This window comes from Streptomyces sp. NPDC056600 (genome assembly GCF_042792855.1).
GTDB lineage: Bacteria > Actinomycetota > Actinomycetes > Streptomycetales > Streptomycetaceae > Streptomyces.
The window spans coordinates 20,607-36,030 of the sequence record NZ_JBHTVQ010000031.1 but is presented as its reverse complement, the minus strand read 5'-3'; the positions used below and the strand labels follow the sequence as shown (position 1 = coordinate 36,030).

Genomic DNA, 15,424 nt, shown 5'->3' with positions numbered 1-15,424 from the left:
GTCGTCCCGTCCGCCGGGCGGTGGTGCGGTCCCTCGTCCCGCCGGGCGGGTCCCCTGGTTCTCGTCCCGGCGGGTGATGCCGTGCCTTCCCCCACGGGCGGTGCCGTTCCTTTCCCTCGCGGGCGGTCCCGCGCCCCCCGGCGCGGTCACCCCAGCCGTACCGGTTTCTCCGCACGGACGCCCAGGTCGCGCAGCCAGGCGCGCAGGGGCATGGGGTCCCCCTCCTCGACCAGGCTCAGCACCCGCGCGCCCAGGTCACCGACGCGCTCGCCGCGCACCAGGAGGGCGGGGCCGTCCAGCCAGTCGAGGCCCGGCGCGGCTCCGGCCGTGTCCACGGCGGCGCAGCAGACCAAGGCGGCGACGTGGTCGGCGAGCAGGTCCCGGCCGGAGCGGGGCGGTGGGGGCGGCAGCAGCGGGAGCCGCCCGTCGTCCCACCAGGTCGACCCGGCGCCCGGCCCACCGGCAGCGGCCGCCGGCCCGCCACCGCCCTCGCGCGCGGCCTGGGCCTCCTCGCGGGCCAGTTCGGCGGTGAGCCCGGCGGCCAGGGCGGCGGCGCGTTCGTTGTCCCGCAGCGGGTCGCCGCCGTCGGGGTCGCCGAGCTCGTACGGCTCGTCGGGCTCCGCCCAGGGGTGGGTGGCCTCGGCCTCGTCGGCCATGGGGGTGGAGGCGGGGGACGGGGGTGAGGTGCCCAGGGTCGCGTCGGTGCCGGCGGTGGCTGCGGGGGCCGCGTCGCCCGGTGTGTCGTCGCCCGGGGTGTCGCCCCGGGGTGCGGTGTCGGCGGGCGCGCCGTCGGTGGGCGGCGTGGGGCTGGTCGAGGACGGGACGGCGGCGGCGGCCGGGGCGGCGGCCGGGGCGGCGGCCGGGGTCTCGCCCCCGGCGTCGGGGGTCGGGGCGGTGGGGGTGGTGAGGTGGTCGAGGACGCGGGAGAGGGTGCGGTCGCCGGGGGTCTGGTGGGGGCCCAGCGCGTCCAGGACGCGGTGGAGCCGGTCGGCGTCGGCACGCCACGCGCGGTCCACGACCTCCTCCGGGTACTCCTGCCACTCCACCGGGGCCCACTGTCCGCCCGACCCGGCGGGGGCGCCGTGGAAGAGGCGGGCCGCCAGCAGCGAGGCCGCCTCGTCGATCGCGCCCGGCTCCTCCAGCAGGTCGCAGGCGGGCCGGTCGCCGAGCCGGGAGGTGAAGCCCTCGGCCAGCCGGTCACGGCGGGACAGCTCGGTGAGCGCGGCGACCACGCCGACGTCCAGCCGGGCCGGCCAGCGCCGCATCCGCCAGGCCGGCTGCGCGACCCGGGTGAGCAGCCGGTCCCAGCCCGCGTAGGCGAGCCCCACCTGCTCCTGGGCGACGACCCGCAGCCCGTGGTCCACAGCCTGTGCACGCTCCGCGGCGGCCGCGGCCACCCCGCGCTCCATCTCCGCGGCGTGCGGCGCGCAGCCACGCAGCATCAGCCGCACCACGCGGGCCACCCCGCCCAGCACCAGCCGGGCGGGCCCACTGCGCTGCGGGTCCGCGGTCACGGCCATCGCCGCGTCCAGACCCCGCACGAAGCGGCGGGCCGCGGCTATGTCCGGGTGGGCGGAGGGACCGGTGCCGGCGACCACGGGGGCGAGCACCGCACGCAGTTCACCCACCCGCATCCACCACAGGAAGGGCGAGCCGATCACCAGCACCGGAGCCGTCCGGTCGCGCCGGTGCGGTTCGGCCAGCCTGCGCAGCACGGACGTCCGGCGGCCGGAGGCGGCCTCGTGCGACGGATGCGAGCGGTCCTCCAGCCAGCTGTCGCAGTCCGGGGTCAGCTCTATGGAGGAGGGCGCCGGGACGCCCAGCCGGTCGGCGAGGTCACGGACCAGCCGGTAGAGGTCGGGCGCCGAGCGCTCCGGGATCGGCACCGTCGGGCTGGTGGCCGGGCGGGAGCGGGCGACGACCAGCGAGACGACGGCGGCGGCGGCGAGCGCCAGCAGCGCCAGGACGCCCGTCACCAGGCGCACGACGTCCCAGGCGGGCCCGGTGAACCGGCCGGTGGCGTCCCCGGTCAGCAGCACCACGCACACCCCGGCGGGCAGCAGCGCCGCCGCCAGCGCCCAGCCCCGCACGCGCAGCACGGCGAGCGCCCGTGAGCGCGCGCCCGGTGCGCCGGTCTCCACGCCCGTACCGGTCACGACCGGACCTCACCCCCTCACGTGTGCGTCGCCTGTCCGTCGCCTGGCCTCGTTGTCCATGCCCCCACTGTGGCACCGGGCCAGGACAGCGCAATGCCTGTGGGCCAAGTGCCGGAACGCTCGCGGGGCACACTAGTCACGGTGCGGACCCCAGTCAGCCATACCGGCCATCGCTCACTCGATGGAATGGCTTTGGGGAAAGGTGGATGACGCAGCGCAAAGATCAGGCCCCGGATTCCGGCGCCTGGAGGAGGCGGGGAATCCGGGGCCCTGGGGCTGCCGCGAGGCGGTGGATCAGGCGTCCATGGCCGCCTTGAGCGCGATGTCGGTGCGGTGCTGGGACCCGTCGAGGTTGATCCGGGCCACCGCCGTGTAGGCGCGGTCGCGGGCCTCGGTGAGGTCGGAGCCGGTCGCGGTGACCGACAGCACCCGGCCGCCGGCGCTGACCACCGCGTCGCCCTCGCGCCGGGTGCCGGCGTGCAGCACGTAGGCGTGCGGGGCGTCCTTCTCGGCGACCTCGTCCAGACCGGTGATCGGGTCCCCGGTGCGGGGGGTGCCGGGGTAGTTGTGCGAGGCGACGACCACGGTGACCGCGGCCTCCTCGCTCCAGCGCAGCGGCTCCAGGTCGCCCAGGTTCTCCGTGGCGGCGGCCATCAGCACGCCGGCCAGCGGGGTCCGCAGCCGGGCCAGGACCACCTGGGTCTCCGGGTCGCCGAAGCGGGCGTTGAACTCGATCACCCGCACGCCGCGCGAGGTGATCGCCAGGCCCGCGTAGAGCAGGCCGGAGAACGGGGTGCCGCGGCGGCGCATCTCGTCGACGGTGGGCTGGAGCACCGACGCCATGACCTCGTCCACCAGGGCCGGGTCGGCCCAGGGCAGCGGGGAGTAGGCGCCCATGCCGCCGGTGTTGGGGCCCTGGTCGTCGTTGTGCGCGCGCTTGAAGTCCTGCGCGGGCTGCAGCGGGACCACGGTGGTGCCGTCGGTGATGGCGAAGAGCGAGACCTCGGGACCGTCCAGGAACTCCTCGACGACCACGCGCTCGCAGGCGGCGGCATGCTCCTTGGCGGCCTGGAGGTCGTCGGTGACCACGACGCCCTTGCCGGCGGCGAGGCCGTCGTCCTTGACCACGTAGGGCGCGCCGAACGCGTCCAGCGCCGTGGCGGCCTCCTCGGCGGTGACGCACACGTAGGAGCGGGCGGTGGGGACGCCGGCGGCGGCCATCACGTCCTTGGCGAACGCCTTGGAGCCCTCCAGCCGCGCGGCCTCGCCGGACGGGCCGAAGACCGGGACGCCGGCCGCGCGGACGGCGTCGGCGACGCCGGCCACCAGCGGGGCCTCGGGCCCGACCACCACCAGATCGGCTTCGAGCCGCCGGGCGAGGTCGGTGACGGACGCGCCGTCGTTGGCGTCGACCGCGTGCAGCTCCGCCACCTCGGCGATACCTGCGTTGCCGGGGGCGCAGTACAGCGCGGTGACGGCGGGATCGAGGGACAGGGAGCGGCACAGGGCGTGTTCGCGGGCACCGCTGCCGATGACGAGGACCTTCACGTGCTCAGCCTAACGGGCGCGCCGGGCGCCTCTTGTAGGCACCGCCCGGCGTGGACGGCCGCCGGTGTCGGAGCTTCCTCCAACCCGACGGGGCTTCCCTCCCCGTCAGGCCCGGCCGCTACTCGTGAACAACCTCTTGCCCGGCCGCTACTCGTGCACGACCTCTTCGACGACCGTCGCGCCGAGTTCCCGCACGATCAGCTCGTGGCCGGAGAGGGCCGACTCGTCGAGGTCCGGGTCGTCCGGGGCCGGTGTGTCGTCCTCCGGCGCCACGTGTCTTCGCGGCTCGGGGGCCGGAGCGGGCGCCTCCTGCGGCGGCGCGGCCGAGCGGTCCCGCCGGGGGGCGGGGGCCTGCTGCTGCGCCTGCGGGGACGGGGCGGACGCCTGCTGGGGCGGCGCGGGGCGCTGGTACGCCGTGGCTCCGCCGCCCGGGGCGCCTCCGGCGAAGCCGCCGTCGGGACCGCCACCGGGCTGACCGCCTCCAGGCCCCCCACCGGGGCCGCCGCCGGGCTGTCCGCCGCCGAAGCCGCCGCCTCCTGGGAAGCCGCCGCCTCCGTAGGCTCCGCCGCCGCCGGGGCCGCCGCCCCCGGCCGGCGGCGCGGAGCCGCCGCTGGGGTCGATCACGGCGTCGATCTTCCACTGGACGTTGAACTCCTCGGCCAGCGCCGCCTTCAGGACGTCCTCGCTGCCGCTGCCGGAGAAGTTGTCCCGGGCGCCGGCGTTGACGAAGCCGATCTGGAGCGTCGTGCCGTCGAAGCCCGCCACGTGGGCGTTCTGGCTGAGCAGGATCCAGGTGAACCGGCGGCGGTTCTTCACCGCCTCGAGGATGTTGGGCCACAGGGTGCGCGGGTCCAGCCCGCCCGCGGGCGGCGTCTGAAGAGGCGCGGCGGCGGGCGCGGACGGGGGCGCGCCGTGGGCCTGCGCCGGGGCCGGGGGCTGCGCCGGGGCCTGGGCCTGGGCGGGAGCGGACGGGCGTGCCGCGGGTGCGCCGCTGCCCGCGGCTGCCGCGGTGGGCCAGCCGCCGGGGCGGCGACCGCCGCCGGCGGGGGCGGCCGTGGGCCACGCGCCGGGGGCCGGAGCGCCCTGTGCCGCGGCATGTTCCGGCGCGGGAGCGGGTACCTGCGCGGCGGCGGGCGCCTGCTGCGGTGCCGGTGCCTGCTGCGGTGCGGCCTGGGGCCCGGCGTACGGGGCCGCCTGCGGGCCGGGTTGCGAAGCACCGCCACCTGGGCGGGCCGCCGCCCGGGCGGCCGCGGGCCCGTGCGCGTCGGGTCCCGGCGTGTACCCCATGGCCGGGGCGCCGCCGCCCGCCGAGAAGTTGATGCCCCGCTCCATCCGGTCGAGCCGCGCCATCAGCGACCGCTCGTCCCCGTACGCGGCGGGCAGCAGCACCCGCGCGCAGATCAGCTCGAGCTGCAGGCGCGGCGAGGCAGTGCCCCGCATCTCGCCGAGGCCCTCATTGACGATGTCCGCCGCACGGCTCAGCTCGGCCGGGCCGAACACCGACGCCTGCGCCGCCATTCGCTCCAGCACGTCGGCCGGGGCGTCGATCAGCCCCTTGTCCGCCGCGTCCGGGACCGCCGCCAGGATCACCAGGTCGCGCAGCCGCTCCAGCAGGTCCGCCACGAAGCGCCGCGGGTCGTTGCCGCCCTCGATGATGCGGTCGACCACCTCGAAGGCCGCCGCCCCGTCACCGGTGGCGAACGCCTCGACGACGGAGTCCAGCAGGGAGGCGTCGGTGTAGCCGAGCAGCGAGGTGGCCATGTCGTACGTCACGCCCGCCTCCCCCGCGCCGGCCAGGAGCTGGTCCATCACCGACATCGAGTCACGGACCGAGCCGGCGCCCGCGCGGACCACCAGCGGCAGCACGCCCTCCTCGACCGGGATCTGCTCCCTGCCGCAGACCTCGCCGAGGTAGTCGCGCAGCGTGCCCGGTGGGACCAGGCGGAAGGGGTAGTGGTGCGTCCGGGAGCGGATGGTGCCGATGACCTTCTCGGGCTCCGTGGTCGCGAAGATGAACTTGAGGTGCTCCGGGGGCTCCTCGACCACCTTCAGCAGGGCGTTGAAGCCCTGCGGGGTGACCATGTGCGCCTCATCGATGATGTAGATCTTGTAGCGGCTGGACGCCGGACCGAAGAACGCCTTCTCCCGCAGCTCACGGGCGTCGTCCACACCACCGTGCGAGGCGGCGTCGATCTCGATGACGTCGATGGAGCCCGGGCCGTTGCGCGCCAGGTCCTGGCAGGACTGGCACTCTCCGCACGGCGTCGGGGTGGGGCCCTGCTCGCAGTTCAGGCAGCGGGCCAGGATGCGGGCGCTGGTCGTCTTGCCGCAGCCGCGCGGACCGCTGAACAGGTACGCGTGATTGACCCGGTTGTTGCGCAGCGCCTGCTGCAACGGGTCGGTGACATGCTCCTGCCCGATGACCTCGGCGAAGGACTCGGGACGGTAGCGGCGGTACAGCGCGAGAGACGACACGTCTACGAGGTTATAGGCGAGCGCCGACATACCGGAGGGCCTGTGGACAGCCCCACAGCGACCGCCGGTGGACCCGGGAACGTAAGCGCCCCCCACGCACCCGCCAGAGCCGACCTACCCTTGCTGCCTTCCGGCCCTGGGGGAGTTCAGTCAGATAGCGCCACGTGAGGGGCTCCGCACAGGGTACCCGATCCGGCCGGGGAGAACGAGTTCGCGACCACTGTCTCGAGTCATGTAATGTTCTTCCCGGAGGATTCGCCTAGAGGCCTAGGGCGCACGCTTGGAAAGCGTGTTGGGGGCAACCCCTCACGAGTTCGAATCTCGTATCCTCCGCAGCCGCCTGAACAGGCGAAACGAAGAGCCGGACCATGATCCATGGTCCGGCTCTTCAGCTTGCCTGGTCTCGGTTTCGGTCTCGTTTATTTCCGGCATTCAAGACATTCCCCATCATGCGCTCCGATCCCCGGCGCAGGTGCTGCGAAGTCGGTCTTCTCGTGGCGTGACTCTGCGGCCGCCGCCACACGGACTGCCGGACCTGCAGGCCGCCAGCCACCTGCTGCTGGGCCATGGCGGGGCCTCCGGGTACAGCGATCTCAAGGCCGCCCTCACCGACCCGGAACAGGAGCGGCGCGGCCTTCGGTCCGCCGAGCGATGCCAGGTCGGTCATTGGCGTTTCTCTGAGTCACGTCTGCTCCTTCAGGACGACCAGGACGGGGTGAGGAGGTCGCATCGCCGGGGATGATCCGCCAGCCGGGTGGAAACGCACGACTGGCCTTGAGGTGGGCCGAGCGACTCGACACCATGCGATGGTCGTCCCACCGTGAGTTCGGAGTGCTCATGCACGGTCGTGCCGCAGCAGTTGCCCTGACCCCGGCCACAATGGCCGCCACTGTGGCAGCGACCCCGACGCCCTCGGGCCCACCAGGTGCGAGTGACGTCGGCGTGTTCACCACCATGGCGGATCATGTCCATGTGTCGCGCTCGTCGGGTCTGCCTGAAGCCTCAGCCCATGGCTGGTGGGTGGGGCGGTCCGGACATGCTGCCAAACCCGGCGTGAGGGCCGTCGTGACAATCTGGCTGCAGGCCCAAGACTCACATGGGCAGTGGAAGCAAGTAGCAAAGGGCAGCAAGAAGGTGCTGTCAGGCGGCGGGAGCGGCAAGCGCGCAACGGCCAGGAGGGCATGCCGGGGAGCCGCCCGCACGGCATGGCGCAGCGTGATCGACGTGGACGTTCTCGGCGGAGCGGATTCGCCACGGAAACTGACCACTGCGACACAGAACCTTCCTTGTGGCGCGGGGATCTGAGGGCCGGATCGGCCCTGGCGGTGCCACGGCAGATGTTCCGCCCGAAGAGTTGCTCGTGGCCCTGTACGGGCGGCATGTGCCGCACCCTTGGCTGCCGGAGCCGACCGAGGACCTGTATTCGCTGGCGTTCAAGCAAGCCGCGGCCTACGGCTGGTCTTTTCCCCTGAGCTCCGATCAGCCGCCCCCTGAAGGGCAGCGCTGGGCACAGCACGAGGCCGGTGGCGCAGCCCCCGCCACTTCGGGAGGCACAGGCGAACTGGCCTGGCTCCAGGCAGCGGTACTCTCGTTGCCCGGCCAGTCGCTGCCCATCGTGCCCATGGCCGATGTTCTCCTACGCGCCCTCGAGAGGCTTGGCACAACCATCGCAACCGGGCTGCATGTGCTCGCTCCGCTCGTATGCGCTGCAACGCATCCCGCTGGTCCGGGCCACAGCACGCTTCTGCAGGCTGATGTTCTGGCTCTCGCCGATCCAGGCGCGGAGACCGACGTCACCGTCAGTCTTGCTCTTCCGGACTCCACCGAAGGCGACAGCGCACTGTCGGCAATCAGGGAATGGGCACCGAGCGGGTCGCAAGCTCTGCTAGGGGTCATGCCTATGACGGCTGGGGGCCTCACACCGGCGGCCCGGTCGCGCGCCCGCGCATATGGGCTCGAACCTGCCCTGACCTGCTGCATGCGCCTGACCGAGTGGTCTCTCGAAGCCGCCGCGTGGCTCACCACGCACCTGGCCGAGTCTCTCCGCCCTGCGCACGCCGGAGAGCTTGTCCTGATCGAGGTAATCAAGGAGAGCGAGTAGCAGCCCTGCGGTTGGGTGGTACGGGGCAGAGCACCATGAGTATGGCGTGGAGTATGGCAACCAAGAAGGTGACTGTCACGATTCCCGAGGAGCTCCTTGACGAGATCCGCACCGAGGCGACGGAGAGGGGTCTGTCCGCCTACGTCGCCGATGCCCTGCGCTTCAAGCGCGAGCGTGACCGGCTGCGGGAGTTGGCCGACTGGCTGCAGGAAGAGCACGGTCCCGTGACCGGCGACGAGCGTGCCACCGCCCTGGCGGAGCTCGACGAACTCGACGCCGAGCACCTCCGGCATCGTGACACCGGCGGACATCACACTGGAGAGGCAGCGTGAGCAAACGGATCACCACAGCGCGGTAGAAGCCGGCGCGTGTCTTCGTCCTGAACTCCGAAGCGCTCTCCCTCGCCGTACGGGGCGACCGCGCCATGATCGCGTGGATCGATCTCGCGGCCTCCGGAGAGGCTGAGGTGGTCACCTCGCCCATGACGCTGATCGAGGCCCACGACGGCCGGATCACGGAGCAGCGCTGGAACTGGATTCTCTCCCGCCTCACTGTCGCCGACCTCGGTAAGGACGAAGCCCGCCAGGCCCGTCGGCTCCTCACCGACGCCGGGCTGCACGGGCACGAGTACGCCATCGACGCTGTCCTCGCCGTCATCGCCCGCCGGCAGAAGGGCCAGGTCACCGTCTTCACCTCAGACACGGACGACCTGGAACGCTTGGTCCCGCACACGATCGTCGTGAAGAAGGTCTGAGCAGAGGGCGGCTGGTCTCGGTTCTGGTCTCGTTCAGCCTCGTCCGCACCCGTCCGGGCGAGGCCGTCCTGAACACTCCGCCGCAGGTCAGAACGGACCCGAGCTTCCACGCACGATGGAGCGAACATTGGGAAAGCGTGTTGGGGGCAACCCGGCAACCCCTCACGAGTTCGAATCTCGCATCCTCCGCAGCCGCCTGAACAGGCGAAACGAGAACCCCGGACCGCTCAGCGGCCGGGGTTCTCGGCATGCTCCGGTCTCAGTTCTGGTCTCATTCAATTCCGGCATAAGGATCTTTTCCGCGCCTCGCTCTGCCGCTGACGGGTCGACCGACAGGGCAACGCCTTCACTCACAAGCGGCTTCCTGCCGCCACAGGCCGCGGGTGTCCCCCGCCGTGCGCCATTCTGGAGCGTGTGCAGGACCGGTTCCGGTCGAAGAGCAACGGCGTCGTCTTGGTGAGGTGCCCCATCGGCAAGCCCAGCGGATCAACTCTGACCTCGTGGCTGAGTGGTCTGGAAGTCGGTCGACTGGAGCGAGTCCTGGCGACTCGCCCGGATGCCGTGTCCCCACCGGAGCCACGATCGTTCGGCGAACTCGCGGACCGCCTTCAGCGCCCGGCGTCGGTGGCACCGGTGCTGGCGGAGCTCGCGCTGCCACAGTTGCAGGTGGCTGAAGCGCTGGCGGCATGGGGACCCGTTCCACGCGCCGCTCTGGCCGACCTGCTGGACGTGACCGAAACGGAGACCGATCGCGGGCTGGACACGGCCCTGGAGACACTGGCCGATCACGCGCTCGTCTGGCCGGACGGCCAAGGGATGCTCCACATGGCGGCGCCGTTGCGGCAGGCGTGGGATTCGCCGTTGGGGCTGGACGCGCCGCTCGCCCGGCTACTGGCGGACACGACCTCCGAGGAACTGAGACGCATGCTGGTGGCCCTGGGCATCCCAGCTCCCGGCACCACCAAGAAAAGATCGGCTGGCCACGCTGCTGGAACACCACAGCGATGCGGAGCGGGTGGCCGCCTTGGTCGCTTCAGCGCCTGCGGCCACTCGGAAACTGCTGGAGCGGCGAGCCCGTCACCAGCGTGAACAGAAGCAGGAACAGACAGAGTTCCTCATGCTCGGGGCCCCACGGGCCGACTCCGAACCGGGTGCACGATGGGCTCTGGAGCGGGGACTCCTGGTCCAGGACCGGTACTCCGGGTACCGGCCCACACGCATGCCGGCCGAGGTGACGCTCGCGCTGCGAGGGGCTGACTGGCACGCCCCGTTCGAGCCGTGCCCGCCCATCGTGCAGACGGTGTCCGTCACCGAGGCGGAGGTGGATCGGGAGGCGGCGGCAGCCGCCACGGCGTTCGCCGCCCACGCCGCCTCGGTCCTGGCAGCGTGCGCCGTGTCTCCCCCGGCCCGTCTGAAGTCCGGCGGTGTCGGGGCGCGTGAGCTGTCCCGGATCGGCAAGGCCACACAGTGCGATGACATCGTCGTACGCCTCGTCCTGGAGACGGCGTACGACGCCGGGCTGCTGGCCCGGGACGGTGACGGGGTCGCGGCGACGGAAGGCTACGACGCCTGGGCGGAGCGGGAACCGGCGGAGCAGCTCACCACCCTTCTCCGGGCGTGGCGGACGCTGCCGGCGACCCCGACCCAGGCCCGCGACGGAGACGGCAAGGCGCTGCCCGCACTCGCCGGAGCACCACCCTGTGGCGGCTGTGCACGGGCCCGGGACGGGCTTCTCGCCGCGGCGGCGGCGCTCCCGGCGGACCAGGGGGTGCGGAGGCCCGTGGAACTGGGGCCGCTCATCGCCTGGCACCGTCCGTGCACCCATCAACTCCCCCAGGACGCCGAGCCTTTCGCCTCCGTGGTCCGCGAAGCAGAACTGCTCGGTGTGATTGCCCGCGGCTCCCTGTCCCGCATCGGTGCCGCCCTGCAGGCCGATGACGGCGAAGCACTGGCCGCGGCCGGTCGGCGGCTGCTGCCGACGGCCACCAGCACGGCCCGCTTCGGCGCGGACCTCACCGCCGTCGTCACGGGCACACCGTCAGCCCGCCTGGCCGCCCTGCTGGACGCCGTCGCAGACCGGGAATCCGTCGGCACTGCATCCGTGTGGCGGTTCAGCCCGAGCACCATCCGCGGCGCCCTGGACACCGGCCGTACACCGGACGCCATCACCGCCGACCTGGCCGACGTCGCCGTCGGCACCCTCCCCCAGCCGCTGTCGTATCTGATCCACGACACCGCGCGCGCTCACGGCCGTGTGCGCATCGCCCCCGCGGCCTGCGTGATCCACGGCGAGGAACCCGCCCTCCTCGCCGAACTCGCCGCCCACCGCAAGCTCGCCGGACTCGGTCTGCGGCAGCTGGCACCGACCGTGCTGGTCTGCCGGACTCCGCTCGACAAGACCCTCGCCGCGCTCCGGGCCGCCGGCTACGCCCCCGTCGCCGAGAAGGCCGACGGAACCGTACGCGTCGAGAAGGCCCAGCGCCGACGTGCCTCCGCCCCGGCTGGGACCCCACTCCCCGGCCAACGTTGGCGGTCCGTGCCGACGGAGACCCTGGTGGCCGTCGGCCTGAGCGCCCTGGCCACCAGGCTGCGGGACGCCCCGCCGGCACTTCCGGATCCCGACCCGTTCGGCACCGGGGTCCCCTACGGCACGGACGCCGAGGAGATCGTCGCCGGGTACGCGAAGAACCTGACGTACAGCGATGTCCGCCAGCTCGCCCACGCCGTCGACGCCGGCACGGCCATCACGATCGAGTACGTCGCCGCCTCGGGCAACCGGACCGTACGTACGCTCAGCGAGCTCGATCTCGACCCGCCCTATCTGTACGCCTGGTGCCATCTGCGCGAGGACGAACGGGTCTTCGCCCTCTCCCGCGTCCTCGCCGTCATGCCCGCGTAGCCCTCCACACGTCCCGTTGGCCCACCCGTGCACGGCTCGATGTCCGACCGGCCGCCACTACGGTCGCCCGTCATGGACTGGGTCGAGCGCACCGCACAGCTGAGGCAGTGGACGAGGAGTGGGGTGCGGGCGCCGCACAAGCCGTTGCTGTTCCTGTACGCGCTCCCACGTGCGCTGGTGGGCGTTCGACGGACCGGATGACATCGACAACGGACTGTGCCTGTGCTCGCTGCACCACACGCTCCTCGACAAGGGCGTTCTCGGCATCGGATGGGGGACCCGCTCGAGCGAAGCCGAGAGTGGGGGAGGCCATCGCATCCTGGTCTCGCAGAGCTTCGTCGGCCGCAGTACCGCCGCCCGCGAGCACGTCATCACGCTCGCCGGCCGTCCGGTCACAGGGCCCCAGCCGGGCGTCCGCCCCATCGCCGCCGCCTACCGCTCCTGGCACACGAGCCAGGTCTTCCAGGGCAGCCCACGCCCCGCCGTGACCATCTGATCGCCGAATCGGCGGTCACACGAACGCACTGGTACGGAGCGCGACACCAAGAGTGTGGTCTCTTGTACGGCGATGTATGGGTCGCGGGATTCGCCTCGAAAGCTGCACACGCGCCTGTTGCGCCTCACCGCACCGAACGAGGAGTCGTCCAGCCGCGCTACGTTCGACCCGGTCCGGTAGCCGGCCTCACGCATCCGGACGTGCAGACGGCGTCGACTACACGGCAACGAGACGCACGCGGTCTCCGCAGAGCTTCGCCATGTCGTCGATGTCCGAGGTGAGCATGACGACGGGGCGTCGTTGTCGCAGCGCCATCTCGGCCACGGCGGCATCGATGGCGTACTTGTGGCCATGAAGGCCGGCGTTGATCAGCATGGCGGAGGCCGCCTTGGCCTCCTCGTCACCGACGGGCACGATCCGCACGCCGGACAGGACCCAGGCAAGCCGCGCCTTCTCCGTCCGGCGGTGCACTGCTTCGATGATGGTGAGCGCGCTGATGGCCACCTCCATGCCCCGCTTGCGAGCTTCCGCGACCAGGGCGACAACGGGCTCATGATCACCGACGAACTTGGAAAGGCCCTCACAGTCGAGAACGAGGGTGCCTTTATGGCTCAGCTTGCGGCGGGCCACTGCCCCTCCTCGGCGAATACTTCGTCGAAGACCCGCCGCGCCCGCTCCTGTTCGTGGTCGGAGATCAACCCTTGGCGGCGCTCGTAGTCTGCAAGGTACTCATCCAGAATCTGGCCGCGCAGCTCTCGCTCCACCGCTTCGGTGATGAACGCGGAGAACTCACGCTTGCCGACTCGTCGACGGATCGCCTCCGCCGTCCCTTCGGGGAGGGAGAGGCTGACCCTCGTGGCCGGCCCCTCGCCGACGCTGTAGGGAATCTCACTCATGAGGTCGACATTATCAAATGAGTAGGAATTCTGGCCGTGCGGCCGGCTCCGACGCGTCTGGGCAGGTATCGTGCGGCCATCAACGCCTCGCCGATCGCTCCGTCGCCCCTCCTCGGACCTGCGTGTTCACGAAGCGACCTATCAACTTCGGCCGTCTTGCGGTCCGGTCGCTCGCCAGCTGCGTCAAGGGGCCAACGGTCGACGCAGGCTGGTCTCAGTCTTGGTCTCATTCACCCCCGTCCGGCGCTGTTCGGGCGGGGTCATACCAGTCGCTCCGCCGCAGGTCAGGACGGGTCCGACCTCCCCCGAACCCCCGGACGAACATGTGGAAAGCGTGTTGGGGGCAACCCCTCACGAGTTCGAATCTCGTATCCTCCGCCAGTGCCTCACCGGGCACGATGTCGAAGGGCCCCACCGTTCGCGGTGGGGCCCTTCGGCGTTCCCTGGTCTCAGTTTCGGTCTCGTTCACTTGCGACATTCACGACATCCTCGCGATGCGCCAGGACGCCCTTGAGGTAGCGGGGTGGCGCCGGGCCGACGGGTACACACAGCGAGGCGCCCGCCAGAAGCAGGAGTATGTTTTATGTAGGCGTACTTCTATATCTGGAGCACTCGTGGACAAGCCTGCCGAGATGTTCGACCGGGATCACGAGTGGTCGGCGTTGAGCCGGTTCATCACCGATCCGCAGCCCGGCGCGACTCTGGGCGTGGTCTCCGGGCGCCGCCGCCAGGGCAAGACGTTCCTGCTGGATGCCGCCTGCCGTGCCGCCGGGGGGTTCTACTTCGGAGCGACCGAGGCCGCCGACGCCGAGTCGCTACGGCGGATCAGCACGGCGCTGACCGCTCACGTCCGTCCCGCCAGCCCGTTCCACTTCGCCGACTGGGCAGAGGCCGTCGACGCACTTCTCGCGCTCGGCACCGAGCGACCCGTCCCCGTGGTGATCGACGAGTTTCCGTACCTCGCCAAGGCCAACCCTGAACTGCCCTCGATCATTCAGGAGGCGTTGCGGCCCCTGCGTGACCAGCGCACAGGCTCCCGTACCCGCCTGCTGCTGTGCGGCTCAGCGCTGTCCTTCATGGGCCGGCTGCTGTCGGGCAACGCCCCCCTGCGCGGACGGGCCGGGCTGGAACTGGTCGTCCGCCCCCTGGATCACCGCCTTGCCGCCGAGTTCTGGGGCATGACCGACCCCCACCTGGCCATGAAGGTGAACGCGATCGTGGGCGGCACCCCGGCCTATCGGCGCGAATTCGCACGCGGCGACACGCCAAAGGGGCCGGATGACTTCGACGACTGGGTCGTCCGCACCGTCCTCAACCCCGAAACCCCCCTCTTCCGCGAGGCCCGCTATCTGCTGGCCGAAGAACCCGACCTTCGCGACACCGCCCTGTACCTGTCCGTTCTGGCCGCCGTCGCCGACGGCAACGCCACACGCGGGGGCATGGCCGGCTACCTGGAACGCAAGGCGACCGACATCGCGCACCCCATCAACGTCCTCGAAGACGCCGGCCTGCTGCACCGGGACGCCGACGTCTTCCGCGACAACCGGCCCACCTACCGCATCGCCGAACCGCTGATCGGCTTCTACCACGCGATCATGCGACCGGTCTGGGACCAGCTCGAACGCCCCGGCAGCGCAGCACGGGTCTGGCAAGCCAGCCGTCGCCGCTTCGTCAGCAACGTCCTCGGGCCCCACTTCGAGCAGGTCTGCCGAGACTGGGCCCTGCATCACGCCGACCCCGAGCTCCTGGGCGGTCTGCCCGCCCGCGTCGGACACGGCGTCGTTCACGACCCCAAGGCCCGCACCGGCCACGAGGTCGACGTGGCGGTCATCGGCATCGCGGATGGCACCAAACCACCACTGCTGGCCATCGGAGAGGCCAAGTGGAACGACGCCATGGGCGCTGCCCATATCGAACGTCTCCGGCACATCCGCGACCTCGTCACCCTGGCAGGCCGCTACGACACCACGAATACACAGCTCCTGTGCTTCAGCGGAGCCGGCTTCAACGACAAGGCGCACGCTGCAGCGGCGGCCGATCCGGACATCCGACTGATCGACCTGGCGACCCTCTACGGCCAGGCATAGAGGCCCTCGGGA

9 protein-coding genes, 1 tRNA gene, 1 other RNA gene and 2 pseudogenes are annotated in these 15,424 nt (G+C 71.8%); 7 read left to right on the top strand and 6 right to left on the bottom strand.

The window, feature by feature from the left end; genetic code table 11:
• Window positions 1–146 precede the first annotated feature (146 nt).
• From ACFRAV_RS17270 to ffs, 4 genes are all read right to left on the bottom strand, one after another.
• Window positions 147–2,156 (bottom strand): hypothetical protein, encoded by a 2,010-nt coding sequence (locus tag ACFRAV_RS17270; RefSeq protein ID WP_382556283.1) that lies wholly within the window; start codon window positions 2,154–2,156, stop codon window positions 147–149.
• Between the two features lie 294 nt (window positions 2,157–2,450).
• A complete protein-coding gene (gene purD, locus ACFRAV_RS17265) occupies window positions 2,451–3,704 on the bottom strand; it encodes a phosphoribosylamine--glycine ligase (protein WP_382556280.1) in 1,254 nt (417 codons plus the stop codon).
• 147 nt (window positions 3,705–3,851) lie between these two features.
• Window positions 3,852–6,179 carry a DNA polymerase III subunit gamma and tau gene (locus ACFRAV_RS17260; protein ID WP_382556279.1) on the bottom strand — a complete coding sequence of 776 codons (2,328 nt, stop codon included), beginning with the start codon at window positions 6,177–6,179 and terminating at the stop codon, window positions 3,852–3,854.
• Between the two features lie 78 nt (window positions 6,180–6,257).
• An RNA gene (gene ffs, locus ACFRAV_RS17255) (signal recognition particle sRNA small type) lies at window positions 6,258–6,356 on the bottom strand.
• 71 nt (window positions 6,357–6,427) lie between these two features.
• Here ffs and ACFRAV_RS17250 point away from each other — a divergent pair.
• From ACFRAV_RS17250 to ACFRAV_RS17225, 6 genes and pseudogenes are all read left to right on the top strand, one after another.
• Window positions 6,428–6,512, top strand: a tRNA-Ser gene (locus ACFRAV_RS17250).
• 1,027 nt (window positions 6,513–7,539) lie between these two features.
• Window positions 7,540–8,280, top strand: coding sequence for a hypothetical protein (locus tag ACFRAV_RS17245; protein WP_382556278.1), 741 nt, complete (start codon window positions 7,540–7,542; stop codon window positions 8,278–8,280).
• Window positions 8,281–8,333: 53 nt separating this feature from the next.
• Entirely contained in the window at window positions 8,334–8,612 is a 279-nt protein-coding gene (locus ACFRAV_RS17240) for a CopG family transcriptional regulator (RefSeq protein ID WP_382556275.1), read from the top strand.
• Window positions 8,613–8,659: 47 nt separating this feature from the next.
• Entirely contained in the window at window positions 8,660–9,034 is a 375-nt protein-coding gene (locus tag ACFRAV_RS17235) for a hypothetical protein (protein ID WP_382556353.1), read from the top strand.
• Between the two features lie 456 nt (window positions 9,035–9,490).
• Window positions 9,491–11,933: pseudogene (locus ACFRAV_RS17230) on the top strand (helicase C-terminal domain-containing protein).
• Window positions 11,934–12,096: 163 nt separating this feature from the next.
• Window positions 12,097–12,429, top strand: a pseudogene (locus ACFRAV_RS17225) (HNH endonuclease); the annotation flags it as partial.
• Window positions 12,430–12,645: 216 nt separating this feature from the next.
• On the opposite strand, the gene ACFRAV_RS17220 reads toward ACFRAV_RS17225, so the two are convergent.
• Both ACFRAV_RS17220 and ACFRAV_RS17215 read right to left on the bottom strand, forming a co-directional pair.
• Window positions 12,646–13,059, bottom strand: coding sequence for a DNA-binding protein (locus ACFRAV_RS17220; protein ID WP_382556273.1), 414 nt, complete (start codon window positions 13,057–13,059; stop codon window positions 12,646–12,648).
• Entirely contained in the window at window positions 13,041–13,325 is a 285-nt protein-coding gene (locus ACFRAV_RS17215) for a hypothetical protein (RefSeq protein ID WP_228966488.1), read from the bottom strand. The genes ACFRAV_RS17220 and ACFRAV_RS17215 overlap by 19 nt, the downstream gene beginning before the upstream one ends.
• A 614-nt stretch (window positions 13,326–13,939) precedes the next feature.
• Here ACFRAV_RS17215 and ACFRAV_RS17210 point away from each other — a divergent pair.
• Window positions 13,940–15,412, top strand: coding sequence for an ATP-binding protein (locus ACFRAV_RS17210; protein WP_382556270.1), 1,473 nt, complete (start codon window positions 13,940–13,942; stop codon window positions 15,410–15,412).
• Window positions 15,413–15,424: the final 12 nt, after the last annotated feature.